General features: G+C 69.2%; 11 protein-coding genes. All 11 read right to left on the reverse strand.

The window, feature by feature from the left end; all coding sequences use genetic code 11:
* Positions 1-20 precede the first annotated feature (20 nt).
* Positions 21-887, reverse strand: coding sequence for an immunity 49 family protein (locus P3T34_RS07150; protein WP_280665140.1), 867 nt, complete (start codon positions 885-887; stop codon positions 21-23).
* Positions 888-1,056: 169 nt separating this feature from the next.
* On the reverse strand, positions 1,057-1,512 hold the full coding sequence (locus tag P3T34_RS07155; RefSeq protein WP_280671879.1) for an HD domain-containing protein: 456 nt from the start codon (positions 1,510-1,512) through the stop codon (positions 1,057-1,059).
* A gap of 410 nt (positions 1,513-1,922) precedes the next feature.
* Positions 1,923-2,669 carry an immunity 49 family protein gene (locus tag P3T34_RS07160; protein WP_280665141.1) on the reverse strand — a complete coding sequence of 249 codons (747 nt, stop codon included), beginning with the start codon at positions 2,667-2,669 and terminating at the stop codon, positions 1,923-1,925.
* A 159-nt stretch (positions 2,670-2,828) separates the two neighbouring features.
* A complete protein-coding gene (locus P3T34_RS07165) occupies positions 2,829-3,689 on the reverse strand; it encodes an immunity 49 family protein (RefSeq protein WP_280671881.1) in 861 nt (286 codons plus the stop codon).
* A 22-nt stretch (positions 3,690-3,711) separates the two neighbouring features.
* Positions 3,712-4,563 carry an immunity 49 family protein gene (locus P3T34_RS07170; RefSeq protein WP_280665142.1) on the reverse strand — a complete coding sequence of 284 codons (852 nt, stop codon included), beginning with the start codon at positions 4,561-4,563 and terminating at the stop codon, positions 3,712-3,714.
* Between the two features lie 11 nt (positions 4,564-4,574).
* Complete coding sequence (locus P3T34_RS07175; protein ID WP_280665143.1) at positions 4,575-7,346, reverse strand: hypothetical protein; 2,772 nt, start codon at positions 7,344-7,346, stop codon at positions 4,575-4,577.
* Positions 7,343-7,780 carry a DUF6507 family protein gene (locus P3T34_RS07180; RefSeq protein WP_280665144.1) on the reverse strand — a complete coding sequence of 146 codons (438 nt, stop codon included), beginning with the start codon at positions 7,778-7,780 and terminating at the stop codon, positions 7,343-7,345. The genes P3T34_RS07175 and P3T34_RS07180 overlap by 4 nt, the downstream gene beginning before the upstream one ends.
* A 38-nt stretch (positions 7,781-7,818) precedes the next feature.
* Positions 7,819-8,130 carry a pore-forming ESAT-6 family protein gene (locus tag P3T34_RS07185; RefSeq protein ID WP_280665105.1) on the reverse strand — a complete coding sequence of 104 codons (312 nt, stop codon included), beginning with the start codon at positions 8,128-8,130 and terminating at the stop codon, positions 7,819-7,821.
* 71 nt (positions 8,131-8,201) lie between these two features.
* Complete coding sequence (locus P3T34_RS07190; RefSeq protein WP_280665106.1) at positions 8,202-8,534, reverse strand: hypothetical protein; 333 nt, start codon at positions 8,532-8,534, stop codon at positions 8,202-8,204.
* 116 nt (positions 8,535-8,650) lie between these two features.
* Positions 8,651-10,069 (reverse strand): DUF6177 family protein, encoded by a 1,419-nt coding sequence (locus P3T34_RS07195; protein WP_280665145.1) that lies wholly within the window; start codon positions 10,067-10,069, stop codon positions 8,651-8,653.
* A gap of 40 nt (positions 10,070-10,109) precedes the next feature.
* Complete coding sequence (gene eccCa, locus P3T34_RS07200) at positions 10,110-14,087, reverse strand: type VII secretion protein EccCa (protein ID WP_280665146.1); 3,978 nt, start codon at positions 14,085-14,087, stop codon at positions 10,110-10,112.
* Between the last annotated feature and the right edge of the window lies 1 nt (position 14,088).

Raw genomic sequence — 14,088 nt, forward strand, 5'->3', positions numbered from 1 at the left:
GACGGTGGCGCGGGCCGGGCTTACGTCGGGAACTCACCGACCCAGGTACGACGGAGCAGGTGGTGCGGGAGGTACTCCGACTCGACCTCGATCGGCATGCCGGCGTCGTAGGCCAGGCACGCCATGGCAAGCGGGGCCAGCGCCACCAGGCCGTCGCAGCTGAGGGAGCGGGCCTCGTTCCCGGTCCAATAGTCCTTGTGCCAGCTCAGAGCGGTCACCAGGGACTCATTGAAGGCCTGGCTCTGCCGACGCAGGTAGTGCTGGAAGAGTTCCAGCGGCGGGTAGAGAATCTTCAACATCAGCTCGGTGCTGGCGATCCGCGCATTCTCGGAGCTGGTGCCGCGAACAGCGGCGACCAGGGAGTCCCAGGTCTGGGCTCGGCCGGACCAGGCATGCTGGAGGGCCTCGATCCACTCGTAGACGTAGTCGTCCATCTCGGCACCGGACGCGCGCAGGAACTCCACGGGAATCTGTGCGAGTTGTTCTATCCGGTCGTCCTCGCGGCAGATCACCGCGAGGTAGAAGGCAGTCAGCCAGTTTGCGGGGTGCAGGTAGTCCTGTGGCCCGGTCGCGGGGAGCCTGCGCACCTCGCCCTCGGTGCCGACCCGGCACGCCATCGGGCCTTCCTGCGCCGTGCCGGCGGCAAACAGCGCGGGCCCGACCTGCATAGCCAGGACCCACGCGTGCCAGGTCTCGTTCATGCCCGCCCGGGGGTCCTCCACGCAGTGCCACTCAGCCGCCGCGAGCGCGAGGTCCAACGCGTCAGCACGGTCATCCTCGGACGTCTCAAGTCCTTCGATTGCCAGTTCGGCAGAAGCGATGACCGGCGCCATGGCCACAGTCGCGTTGTCCGTGCGGAAGTCATGGCGCGGAATGCGCGTTGTCATCAGCTTTCCCTTCGGCTAGATGTGGAAATACTCAAGCACTGAACCAGCCCAGGCCGCGCCGGTCGAGGATCCGGATCACCAAAGCGAACCGGCGCACGGCCCCGCTCACCAGATCGGACGGCCGAACTCTCCCCGGCTCCACCGTGCGACGGCCGCGTATGACGTGCCATCAGTTGGCGGGCGCGATCAGCCCGAGGAGGCGGCGCATGCGGGCGTATTTGGCGGTGAGGCGGTCGCGGGTCACCGGGTCGAGGACGGCCAGTCGGGCCGGATCGGCATTGTTCGCCACGTCCGCCTCCTTGACCAGCAGGGCGCCAGGAGTGGCCAGGACCCGTGCTGTGTAGTCCTCCAGGGTCTCGCCGGGCCGCTTGGTCAGCGCCAGCACAATGTCCTTCGTCATGGGGGACAAAGCGGCCCCGGCGAGCCAGTCCTCCGAGAGCGCGTCGTCCTCCACGGCGTCGTGCAGCCACGCGGCAGCGATCTGCTCCGAGCTGCCGCCGCGCTCGGCCACGCCGTTGGCCACAGCGGCAAGGTGCTCCACATACGGGCGCCCGGCCTTGTCGACCTGAGCCGCGTGAGCACGGCGGGCGATCGACTCCACCTCGTCCGACGTCAGATAGGGCATGGCAATTCTGAGCGCAGTACCCAGAACATCCCCCAGAACGGTGGAGTCCGTCTCAGCCTTGTCGATCCGCCGCTCGGCGTCCTCCTGGAGCATGGCGAGGCCGGCTTCCGCGTTCCCTGCGGGAACAGGATGGCGGCTGATAACCGGGGCCAACGCGATCTCCTTCTTCGAGTGCGTCAAATAGCTTCAATCACACGAGCTCGGCGCCAGTTTACTGACCGCGTTCTCGCGAGCCTGAACGAGGAGGTACCGAAGGGTCTTGTTCTGGATGGCGTCCTTGGGCTTCGCGGCGTACTCGCCGTCCTTCAGCGACCCAAGGCGGCACGATCTTCCAGATCGGCCACCGAAGGCCGCGACGATCGACGCCCCGGCTTCGGCAGAGCCGTCGCCAGGGAAGCCATGACGCGTCATCACGTAGGAAATTCGCCCAACCAGTCGTGCGTGAGAAGGTACTTGGGAATGAGCGGCGACTTCACATCGATCGGGAGCCTTCCGTCGAGGGCTAGGCACGCCATGGCAAGCGGGCCCAGGGCGAGTGCGCCATCGATGTCAACGGCCCGCTCCTCATCCACGGTCCAGTACGCCTTGTGCAGGTCCAATGCCTTGACCAAGGCCGGGCCGAACTGGTCCTCCTGCTTGCGCACGAAGTGGTAGAAGAGGCTGATCGGCGGAGACATCACGCCCTGCAGCGCGTCGAGCGGGGTATTGCGCGCAGACTCAGGTTCCGACGACTCGAACGCGGTGACGAGCTTCTCCAGCAGTCCTGCCCGGCGGAGCCAGTAGGTCTGTTGGACGTCGATCCAGTGGTAGACGAACTCGTCGTACACACCTTCCGGCGAGCGCAGGCGCTCCAGCGGGATCTCGCACAACTGCGTCATCCGCCCGCGCTCACGGCAGACGACGGCGAGCCAGAACGCGCTCAACCAGTTTCCCGCGTTCGCGTACGGCTGCGGGCCGATTGCCGGGAGGGTCCGCATCCTGTCGTCGATGAAGCACTCGACGGTGCCCTCGCTCGCACCGGACGCGGCGAACAGCGCCGAGCCAAGCTGCATCGCGGTGACCGTGGCCTTCCAGGTCTCCAGCCGCTCCGCGTCCGGGTCGGCCACGACGTGAGCCTGCAACGCGAGGAGAGCGGTACTGAACGCGAAGTCGATCATGTCCGCCGATCGTTCGAGACGGTCGACGCGGCGGGCGACTCCCTCACTGAGTCGACCAGCGAAAGCCTTGGCGTCGGGCGCGGGCACGAGATGGCTGGGGACGACCGATACCAAGGCATTTCTCCGGACGGGGTGTTGGGACGGTGCCGCGGGCCGGGCCTACGTCGGGAACTCGCCGACCCAGGTGCGGCGGAGCAGGTGGTGCGGCAGGTACTCCGACTCGACATCGATCGGCATGTCGGCGTCGTGGGCCAGGCAAGCCATGCCAAGCGGAGCGAGGGCGACCAGCCCGGTGGCGCTGAGGGAGCGGCCCTTGTTCGCGGTCCAGTACTCCTTGTGCCAGGTCAGGGCGTTGACCAAAGACTGGTTGAACGACGCGGTCCCCCGACGCAGGTAGAGCTGGAAGAGCTCCATCGGCGGGTAGAGGATCTTCAGCATCAGCTCGTTGCTGGCGATCCGCGCGTTCTCCGGGGCAGTGCCCTGGATCGCGGCCACGAGGGAGTCCCAGGTCTGGGGCTCGCCGGACCAGGCAAGCTGGAGGGCCCGGATCCCGTCGTAGACGTAGTCGTCGAACTCCATCCCGGACGCGCGCAGGAACTCCAACGGGACCTGAGCGAGTTGGTTGATCCGATCGTCCTCACGGCAGATCACCGCGAGGTAGAAGGCGGTCAGCCAGCTGCCCGCGTGCAGGTAGTTCTGCGGGCCGGTCGCGGGAAGTTTACGCACCTCGCCCTCGGTCCCGACCCGGCATTCCACCGGGCCCTCCTGCGCCGTACCGGCCGCAAACAGGGCGGCCCCGGTCTGCATCGCCAGGACCCAGGCCTCCCAGCTTGCGAGAGCACCGACCCGGGGGTCCTTCACACAGCGCCAGTCCGCGGCAGCGAGCGTCATATCGACCGCGTCCGCGCGGTCGTACTCGGAGGTCTCGATGCCGTCAACGGCCTCGTTGGCGGACTCGACGACCGGTGCCATGGCCTGGTCCGCGCTGGCCGTGCCGAAGTCATGGCGCGGGACGCGCATTGTCACCTGGTGCGGGCTCATCCTAGGTGGGGAACTCGCCGCACCAGTCGCGCTCGAGGAGGGCGATGGGCAGGTACTCGGACTGGACCTCGATGGGGGTGCCTGTGTCATAGGCGAGGCACGCCATGGCGAGCGGGGCAAGGGCGACGAGGCCCGAGGCCTGGACGGCCCGACCGTCCTGGCTCCAGTACCGCTTGTGCCACTCAAGGGCGTCGGTGAGGGCCCGGTTGAAGCTGGCGTGGTCCCCGCGGATGAAGCGGTGGAACAGTTCCATCGGCGGGTAGACCAGGTGAGCCACAGTCTCCGGGTCGGCAACGGTCTCCGGATCGGTGGCGTCAATGGCGACCCTCAACTTTGAGACGAGGTCAGGGCCTCCGAGCCAGTAGGTCTGGAGCGCATCGATCCAGGCGAATTCGAGCTCGGCGAAGTGCGAACCGGATTCCCGCAACAGGGACAACGGCACCTGACACAGGGCCGTGATCCTCTGCTTCTCACGGCATACCACCGCCAGGTACAGGGCCGTGAGCCAGGACTCCGGGTTCACGTATGGACGCGCGCCGGTAGCTTGGAGCGTCCGGTCCTTGTCCGCAATACGGCACTGCACGTGCTCGTCGGTCGTGGTCGCGACGGCGAACACGGCGGAGCCCACCTGCATCGCGTTTACCCAGGACTCCCACGTGGGCAGATGCGACGCCTCCGTGTCCAACAAGCAGTGCGACTTCGCCAAGGTGACGGTCAGGCGCAGCGCATCACCCAGATCGGCAGAACCCGCTTCCAGCCGGTCGATCAGCCGCTGCGAATTTCTCTGGAGCACGGCGATGCCCTCTTCCGCGTTCCCCGTGGGGAAAGGGTGACGGGGGACGATCGAGACCAATGCGCTTCTCCTTAGAAGATTTTGAGGTAGCTGAGCTCGGCCCCAGCATACTCACCGTTGTTCTCTATAGCCTGGACGAGAACATATCGCAGAGTACCGTCCTCGATCGCCTTCCGAATCTCCTCCGCATACTCGCCATCCTTGGGCGTGACCAGAGCCCGATCGTCCATATCGGCAGCGATTGTCCTGACATACTCGAGGGTTCCCTGCTTAACCTTCGTCATCTGGTCCTCAGGACCGTTGCCCAGGCGCCAGTCCAGCGTCGCCTTAGGGCCCTTCGCCTCGACGATTATCAGGTGCCCGTCCTTGTCGCGCCAGAGTTGGTCGAACCGCTTCGAACCGTTGGCCGTCTCGGGGAGGTCGGTGATCTCCTTGGCTCCCTCGAATTCCGGCTGAAGGAGCATGTGCCGGCGTGCGGCCTCCTCGCCGAGCGCCTCGCCGAGCTTGGAGTTGTTCGAGACTCCCACACCGACCGTTTTGTCGAAGTGCTCTTGCGCATCAGCGAGCCTTCGGGCGAGCTCAGCCGTCTCATTGTCCTTGAAAGCCTTGTCGGCGGCCGTCAGAGCCATGCCGGCCGAACGCTTGGCCGAAACGTCGTCGAGATGTGGGAGGTCATTAGGGTGAGCCGTGTCCCGCCCCCTCACCAGGCTGTCGTGCTCGAACTTCTCCGCAGATGCGAACGGCAGATGGTCGGCGTTCATCCAACCGCCGAGGGGATCCTTGGTGAGCTTCGGCAGAATCTGGCCGTCGACAAGCTTTCGAGAGCGGAGACGGCGGAAGGTCGCATCGTAGTGCTCCGCGCGCCAGGCCGGATCGTCGTTGGCCAGTCGGACGTGTTCGCGGGTGATGGCGGCCCGTTCGGCGGGGGTGCGCTCGTCGGCCGGCTTCTCGCGGGCGGCCTCGTACTCAGCGTGCTGCGCGGCGCGCTCCGCGCTGTTGGGGCCCGGCTGGCCGTCGTGGCCTCCGATAGAGCCTGCATCGTGCCCACCAGTACCAGGGTGATCGTGTCCGCCCGTCGAGCCGGTGTCGTGGCCGCCAGTGCCCGGGTGGTTGTGCCCACCTGTCGAGCCACCGTCGTGGCCGGCTGTGGTCGGGTGGTCGTGGCCGCCCGTGGTCGGGGTGTCGTGTCCGGTGCGGGGGGTGTTGAGGTCGTTGCGGGGGCCCTCGGGGGCGTGGCCGCCGGGGGTGTGGTCCGGGGCATGGCCGCCGGGGGTGTGGCCGGGGATGTCGTGGGGGTGGGAGAGGTCGGAGCCGAGGTGGACGGCCCGATCGCCGTCGCGGGCGCCGACGCCGACGAGTTCGGGGGTGCGGACCTTGACGGGTGTGTCGAGCTTGACCGGGGGGTGGTCGCCGGTCGGGAGGTTGGCGCCGTCGTGCGGGGCCTGGGTCCCGCGCTGCAGGACGTTGCCGTTGTGGTCGTAGACGTTGCCGTGCGGATCCAGGAACTCCGTCCTGCCACCCAAATCCAACTTGACCGTACCGGGCGGCAGTTCGACAGTACCCTCCGGCACCTTGATGCCGCCGTCGGCAGTCCTGATCGCGCCCTCGGGAATCGCCGCGCCCTCGGGGAGCCTGATCCCCCCGTCCGGGAGGTGGACCGCACCCTCGGGCAACGCGAACGCGCCGTCGACGTTGATCTCCGGGATCTTGACGTCGGTGATGCCCTTCAGGCCCGACATCACATCGCTGACCTTCGAGATCCCGAAACCCGCACCCTTGAACACATACGTCATCGGGTCGATGGCCCTGCCGACCTTGCCCGCCACCGACAACGTCTTCGCGACCGCACCCGCCTTGCCCGCGCCCTCCACACCCCCTGCCTCACCGCCGGTGAAAATCGTGGTCAGCACATTGAACGTGACCGCGCCCGCGGCCCGGGACGGGTTGTGACCCCACTCGTCCCACGCCAACAACGCCTTACCCGTCTCCTTCATCGCGGTACGCGAATCACGCAACCAGGAAGGCAACTGCTTGTCGGGGACCATGAAGAACAGCGGCCCCACCCCGGGGATAGTGGTGATGGCCAGACCCGTCGCAAGCTTCGCCAGACCCGTCCAGGCCTGCCCCGCCGCGCCCCAGCCATTCACGCCCACCAGCGTGCCCAGACCCTTGATCGTCCCCCACACACCGTCGACGATCACACCCTTGCCGAAGTCGTAGGCGTGGTCCCACACCTTCCACCACGGAACCGACTTGTCGACCGCGTCACCCCACGGCAGGTGCTGCGAATCCTTGAGCGCCTTCGCGTCATAGCCGTACATGTCCGCGCCGTTGGAACCGTCGTTGACCTTCAGCGGCTTCCCGCCGACCAGCGCCACGATGGTGGCGTAGGCGGTCCGCTCGACCGCCTGGAACTGCGTCCAGACATCGGCGATCTCATTGCGCCGATTGTTGTTCTCGTTGACCTTCCCGCCGTCCTCGCGCCACTTGTGGTCACTGTCGGCCTTGGCCTGGAACGCTTCCGCCTCACGCTTCAGGTCATCAAGCCTCTTGACCAGCGGAGCGGCGTCCCTGGAGTAGGTGCCCAGAGCGCCGGCGATGGTGCAGATGTCGCCGCTCAGCTTCAGGCCGAGGTCGGAGACCGGCTTCGTGGTCGCGAACAACTGGTCCGCCTCGGGCGCCTGGTAGAACGCCGAGAGACCGCCGAAACTGGAGTGGACGTCCCCGGCCGCGGTGGCGATCGCCGCCCCGTCCGTCGAGATCGACTTGACCTTCACATCCAGCGTCGCCAGGTGGCCGGTGAAGACCGGCACCTCCGCCGGATTGACCGGATCGTTGCTCACTTCGCGGCCTCCGGCTGGATCCCCAACGCCTGAAGGTTCACGCTCTTCGCCGCGTCCTGCGCGTTCTTCGCCGCCGTCAGGTCACCGTCGAGGTAGGCGTTGGTCGCCTTCACCGCACCCGTCAGACACGCCTCGATCCGCTCGGCCATCGACTTCAACTCCCCCTGACGACCTTCCAGATACTGCGACAACGCCGCCGCCACCGGACCCAGCGCACCGTGCGACAAAGGCGCGGCTCCCACCGGCACCGGACCCTGGATGTTCACCGTCGCCTGCGAACCCGGCACCGCGGTCCCCGCCGCCTGGGCCGCCGCCTGCATATCCGACACCAGTGTGTTCAGCGCCGTCGACAGATCATCCGCATGCCCGCCGACGATCTTCAACTGCCCCTGCACGCCCTGCGGCTGGATGTCCCAACCACTCGAACCCGCCATCTCCAGCTCCCCCGTTGTCGCCAGTGCCTACCGGCCGCTCAGCCGATGTTGTCGACCGCGGACTTCGCACGCGCCAGCGTCTGCTGCGCGGTGCCGTCGTTCTGCTCCAACGTCGTGCGCAGCAGGTGGATGATGTTCTTCACCTCACCCGACGCGCTCTGCCAGCGCAGCTCCTTGCCGTGATACGCGTCCGAGACGCCATCCGCCTGGAAGTTCGACATGACGGCCTTGACCTGCGCATCGCGCGCGGCCATCACCTGCTCCAGACGGCCGATGACCACCTGGATGTTGCTCTGCGCCTCCGCCGACGCGCCCTGGTCGTAGGAACGACGGTCCGTACCACCGGTCATGACAGATCACACTCCCCGTTGAAAAGCCCGAAATGAAGGTCGCCCAAAGCCCAGGCCTGCGAAGGCGCAGGTCAGCGGGCGCCGAAGCGGGCCGCGTCGAAGTTCGCCTGCGACATCTGCGTCTTCGCGTTCTGGCCCTGCTCCTGGTCACCCGTGCCGAAGGCCTGCTCCATGCCCGACTGACCGCCCAGGATCGCCGACAGCGACGAGTTCAGCTCGCCCGCGATCTCGTCCGCCCGCGACTTGAACGAGTCGAAGGCGATCTTGCCCTGGCCGTTGAACTTGCCCTCCAGCGGCTCCGCGGCCGCCACCAACTGCTTGACCAGCGCGCCCAGATCGCCACTGGAATCCCGCGACCCCGACATCAGCGTCTGCAGCGCCTGAGCCCCCATGTCGAACTTCATACCGCTCCCCCGTTCGCCCGACTAACCGTACGTATGTCTATTTCAATCAACCTATATCCCCGACGCAAGCCAGAATCACCAGGGTGTGACGAAGGCGTGACACATCGACAAGACCCTCACGCATCCTTCAGATGCCGCATCAGGCGCTCGAAGTCCGTCCACCCCGACAGGTCCGACGGATCCCCCGGGAACCGGTAGTAGAAGGCCGGCCTCGCCTTCGGACCCAGTCTGACAGCAGGCTCCGACAACGGCGTCCGGCGGGCGCGGTCGTCCGGCATCGCCCGGACCTCCTCCGCACCCAGCACGAACGCCAACGGCACACCCGGCCCTTCGAGACGAGGAGGCACCGCAAGGTCACGGCGGGCCCGGCGAAGTTGCAGCAGCATCGACTGGAGACGGTGACGGGTCGCCAGCGCCTCGGCCATCCTCGGCAGGACATCCAACGGCACCTCCTCGTCAGCCCCGTAGCCGAAGGCCAGGGTCACGTCCTCCTCGACACCCGCCTCGGTGCGGGTCACCTTCAGCGTGGCCAGGCCGGGGCGCTCGGGGCTGCCGACCACCACGAACCAGGTCGGCTCGGGTGCCCGGGAGTACGCCAGGTCGGTCAACCGGCCGGGCGACCAGGGCAGGTTGGCGGGTTCGGCGGTACCCCAGCCCGCCGGCGGCTCGCCGGTGAGTTCGCGCCAGACCGTCTCCAGGGCGCCGCCGAGGACAAGCCGGTCGTCCGCGGGGTGGACGGTACGGAAGGTGACGGCCAGCTGCCGTTCGCCAGTGGCCGAGACATCCCTGAACGAGGCGGACACCGGAGTGCGCGGGTCCTGCACCGTCGCGTCCGCCGGGATCACCGTGGCGAACATGCCCTCCTGCCAGCGCAGCACCGCGCCCGAGATCCCGTCGAAGTAGCCGTCCCGCTCGTCCTGCACGACCCAGCGCGACGGCCAGCCCGGCAGGTGCGCCCGCACCGCAGGAGAGAGCGTCGTTGCGGCCGGGCTGACGATCTGCAGGCCGCGGTTGGAGGCGGCGGCGGCCCGGAAGGCGTCGGAGAGCCAGGACGTCATGGCGACCACCGGGCGGTCCATGATGACCACGGCGACCTTCTCGGTCAGCACGTCGACGGCGGGCTGCGCGGCGGCGGGCGTGGGCGCGGCGCTGATCCCGGAGGTCTGCACGACGGCGATCGACCGCGCGGCCTGCGGCGGCCAGACGGTGCCCTCGGCCAGGTCGGCGACTCGGGCCGCGAAGGTCCCGGCGAGCTTCTCGGCGTCGGGGACGCCGGTGGAGGCGCGGGCCTCGGTCCACCAGTACGGGACGCGCGGCGGGGTCGCCCCGAGCAGCCGCTCCGCCTCGCCGGGAACCTGCACCAGCAGCGGTGCCTCGACCGAGACCAGGGGCCGACCCTGCTCGTCGAGGAGTCGGACGACCGCGCCCTCGCCCGTCGCGTCCAGGAGCTTGTCGGGGCCACCGGAGAGCAGGCCGGCGAGCACCACCCAGGCGTCGGGCATCCGCGCGGTGAGGGCTATGACGTCCTTGGTCATGTGGTCGTGAGGTCCTTCGGGTCGTTGACGTTGAGTCTCGCTACTCGGGCGTGTAGACGGTCTGGATCAGGCGGCTCGCCTGGCCGCGGCGGATGAGCACACCACGCCCCGCAGGCTGTTGGGAGGCGTACACGCCGGGGAACAGCTGGCCCTCGCCACGGTCGCCCGCCATCAGCACCGCCGTGGCCCCCGACTCGCGCAGGCCCTGGACGAGTGGCTCGTACATGCCGCGTGAGGCGCCCGCGACCCGGCGGGTCAGGACGAAGTGCAGGCCGATGTCCGCCGCCGAGGGGAGGTAGGGCAGGAACGGCGCGAGCGGGACCTGCCCGGCGGTGGTGAGCACGTCGTAGTCGTCGACGAGCACGACGATCCGCGGGCCGCCGCCCCTCCAGCGGCCGGGCTCCAGGTCCTCCAGCGGCGCGTTCTCGTCGGGCAGGCGCCGCTCCAGCTCGCCGCAGACGGCGGCGGCGAGGCCCGCGCACATCCGGGCGTTGTAGGCGTAGCCGCCGTTGTACTCCTCGGGGATCACCCCACGCAGGCTGCGCCGCGGGTCCATGACGGCGAAGACCAGCTCGTCGTCGCCGTGGCGCTCGATCAACCCGCCGGCGATCGTCTTCAGCAGGTTCGACTTGCCGCACTCGCTGTCGCCCATCACCAGCAGATGCTGGTCGTGGGCGAAGAGGTCGAGCAGGACGGGCGCCAGCGCCGTCTGGTCCAGCCCGATCGGCACCCGCTTGGGCTCGGCGACCGGCCCCGGCAGCAGGTGCGGCTCCAGGACCTGCGGCAACACCCGCACCGGCTGCGCCACTTCGCCGCTCCAGGTGGCGCGGACCGTCCGGGCGGTGCGCTCCAGCACGGCGCCGAGTTCGGCGTTGTCGGCGAGGCCGTCCAGCCGGGGCAGCGCGACCTGGGCGAAGAGTCTGCCGTCGGTCAGGACGCGGCCGGGCTCGTCGGGCGAGAGGGTCTGGGCGAGCTTGCGCTCGATACTGGACTCGGTGGGGTCGTTGAGGCGCAGCTCCACCCGGGTGCCGAAGTTCGACTGCACAGCGATCCGGACGTCGTTCCAGCGGAGCATGCCCGCCACGACGTGGATGCCGTAGCCGCCGCCTCGCTTGAGGATGTCGGCGACGGCGTCGTCCAGGTCCTCGAAGTCGTCGCGCAGCGCGCCGAAGCCGTCGATGACCAGGACGATCTCGGCCGAGGCGAGCTGCGGCAGCCGGCCCGCGGCGTGCAGGGTGCGCAGTTGCTCGACGGAGTCGATGGTGTGGTCGCGGAAGAGGTCCTCACGGGCGGCGAGCATGGCCCGGACCTCCTCGACGGTCCGGACGGCGCGCTCGCGGTCGGCGCGGCCCGCGATGCCGCCGACGTGCGGAAGGCCGGCCAGCGCCTGGAGGCCGCCGCCGACCAGGTCGAGGCCGTAGACGCCGACCTCCCGCGGGGTGTGGGTCAGCGCGAGCGAGAGGACCAGGGTGCGCAGCAGGGTGGTCTTGCCGGACTGCGGGCCGCCGATGACGGCGGCGTGGCCGCCGGCGACGGTCAGATCCAGGAACCAGTGGCCCTGCCACTGCCGGGTCGGGTCGTCGAGCAGGCCGATCGGCACCTGGAGCCTGCCGCGCCGGCCGGTGAGCTGCATGCCGCGCGCACCGACGTCCAGCGGACCGGCGACGGTGTCGAGGGCGATCGCGACGGGCAGCGGCGGCAGCCAGATCCGGCGGACCTGCTCGGCGGCGTGCTCCAGCTGGCCGACGACGACGCCGAGTTCGGTCGGGCCGGTGGTGCGGCGCCGGGCGGCCGGTTCCTGATCGTCCTGGTTCTCCGGCCCGGCCGGGGAGTTGAAGGTGCCGTACTCGAGGGCGAGCGGCCCGGCGTCCTCCTCCTCGGCGCGCTGGACCGGGCCGCGGTAGGCACCGGAGACGTAGCTGGCCTTGAACCGCTCGTAGTGGCTGGTGTCGACCTTGAGGAAGCCGAAGCCGGGCAGCGGAGGGAGGTGGAAGGCGTCCGTGGTGTCCAGGACGTTCCGGGACTCGTCGGCGGAGAAGGTGCGCAGGCCAAGCCGATAGGACAGGTAGGTGTCCAGGCCTCGCAGGCTGCCACCCTCGATGCGCTGGCTGGACAGCAGCAGGTGCACGCCGATGGAGCGGCCGATCCGGCCGATGGACAGGAACAGGTCGATGAATTCGGGCTTGGCGGTGATGAGTTCGCCGAACTCGTCGATGACGACGAACAGGTGCGGCAGCGGGTCCAGGTCGGGCCGGCGCTCGGCGCGCAGCACCGCGTAGGATCCGATGTCGGCGATGTTCCCGGCGTCCTTGAGGGCCTGCTGGCGGCGCTTGACCTCGCCCGCGAGCGAGGCGTGGACGCGCTCGACCAGGCCGGCCTGGTTCTCCAGGTTGGTGATGACGCCGGCGACGTGCGGCAGGTTCGCGAACGGGGCGAAGGTCGCGCCGCCCTTGTAGTCGACGAGGACCAGCGCGAGGTCCTCCGGTGGGTGGGTGGCGACCAGGGCGAGCACCAGGGTTCGCAGCAGTTCGGACTTGCCGGAGCCGGTGGCGCCGACGCACAGGCCGTGCGGGCCCATGCCCAGCTCGGAGGACTCCTTCAGGTCGAGCAGCACCGGCTCGTGGGTGTCGCTGATGCCGATCGGCACCCGCAGGAAGGCGCGTTCGCCGCGCGGCGCCCACAACCGGTCGAGGTCGAGGCGGGCGACGTCGTCGATGCCCAGCAGGCCGGCGAAGTCGACCGGCCCGCTCAGCGGGGCGTCGACCAGGGACTCGGCGGACAGCCGCAGCGGGGCGAGCATCCGGGCCAGGCCCTCGGCGAAGGCGGTGCCGACCTCGTCCACCGTGCCGTGGGCGCTGATCGGCTGCTCCTGGCGCAAGTCCTCGATGAGCACCTGGTCGCCCTCGACGGTGATCCGCACGCCGATCTGCCCGGGTTCCTGGACCCGCCGTTCGAGCAGGTGCAGCACGGTGACGCCCATCTCGCGCAGGCCGACCGCGTCGTCGGGGCGTGGCAGGTCGCCGGCGTCCTCGCCGTGCCCGTCGGAGACGACCAGCAGTCGGGACGTCATCGACAGCGCGTCCGCGCCGGACAGGCCGCGGCGTATCTCGGCCGCGTAGGAGGCGCGGCGGCGCAGTTCGAGGCCGAGCTGACGGGCGAGCTGCGGCACCGAGGGGGCGATTCGGCGGGCGGCGACGGGCCCGTCGAACTGCTCGGTGTCGAGCAGGTGCGGCAGCCACTTGGCCCACTCCCAGTCGGTGAGCCGTTCGCCCGGCACGGCCAGTGCGACGGCGACGTCGTCGGGCGCGTGCAGAGCGGTGGTCTGTATCAGCAGGGCGCGGGCGACCCGCAGGCAGTCCTCGCGCGGCCCGATGACGCTGATGTCGCCGACCCGGTCGAGCGGGACGGTCAGCGGGAGTTCGGTGCCGGTGCGGAAGCGGGTGGTGAGGGCGGAGGCCTCGTTGAGCATGAAGCGGTCCGGCGGCGTCATCGCGGACGAGCTCTGCTGGCCGATCCGAAGGTCGCGCACCGGCATCTCGCCGGTGCCGACGCGCACCTGCAGGAAGTCGCCGTCGGTCCGGCGGCGCTCCCACAGCCGGGCCGGGTCGCGCACGATGTCGTACAGGGCGTGCGGCGGCGGGTTGAGCACGTCGGCGTGGTCCGCGCGGGAGCGCTCCTCGACGGCGAGTTGCTCGCGCAGGTCCTCCAAGTAGGCGAGGTAGGCCTCGCGCTGGGTGCGGCGGGTGCGCTGGGCCTTGCCTCGCTGCGAGAAGGCCATGCCGACCGAGCCGACAACAGTGACGAGTAGGAGGATCGCGCCGAGGCCGGCGAACTGGCTGTTGCGGACGAACGTCATCATGATCACAGACGACATCAGGCCGACCATCGGCATCAGCGACATCGCGATGTTGCCCGACTTCCCCTCGGGAAGGTTCGGCGGGGCCTCAATGGTGCGGGCCTCGGGGGTGGCCGGGGGCCGGACCGTCCGGGCCGGGCGGTGGATCAGTCGGGTACTCATC

Source organism: Kitasatospora sp. MAP12-44 (genome assembly GCF_029892095.1).
GTDB lineage: Bacteria > Actinomycetota > Actinomycetes > Streptomycetales > Streptomycetaceae > Kitasatospora.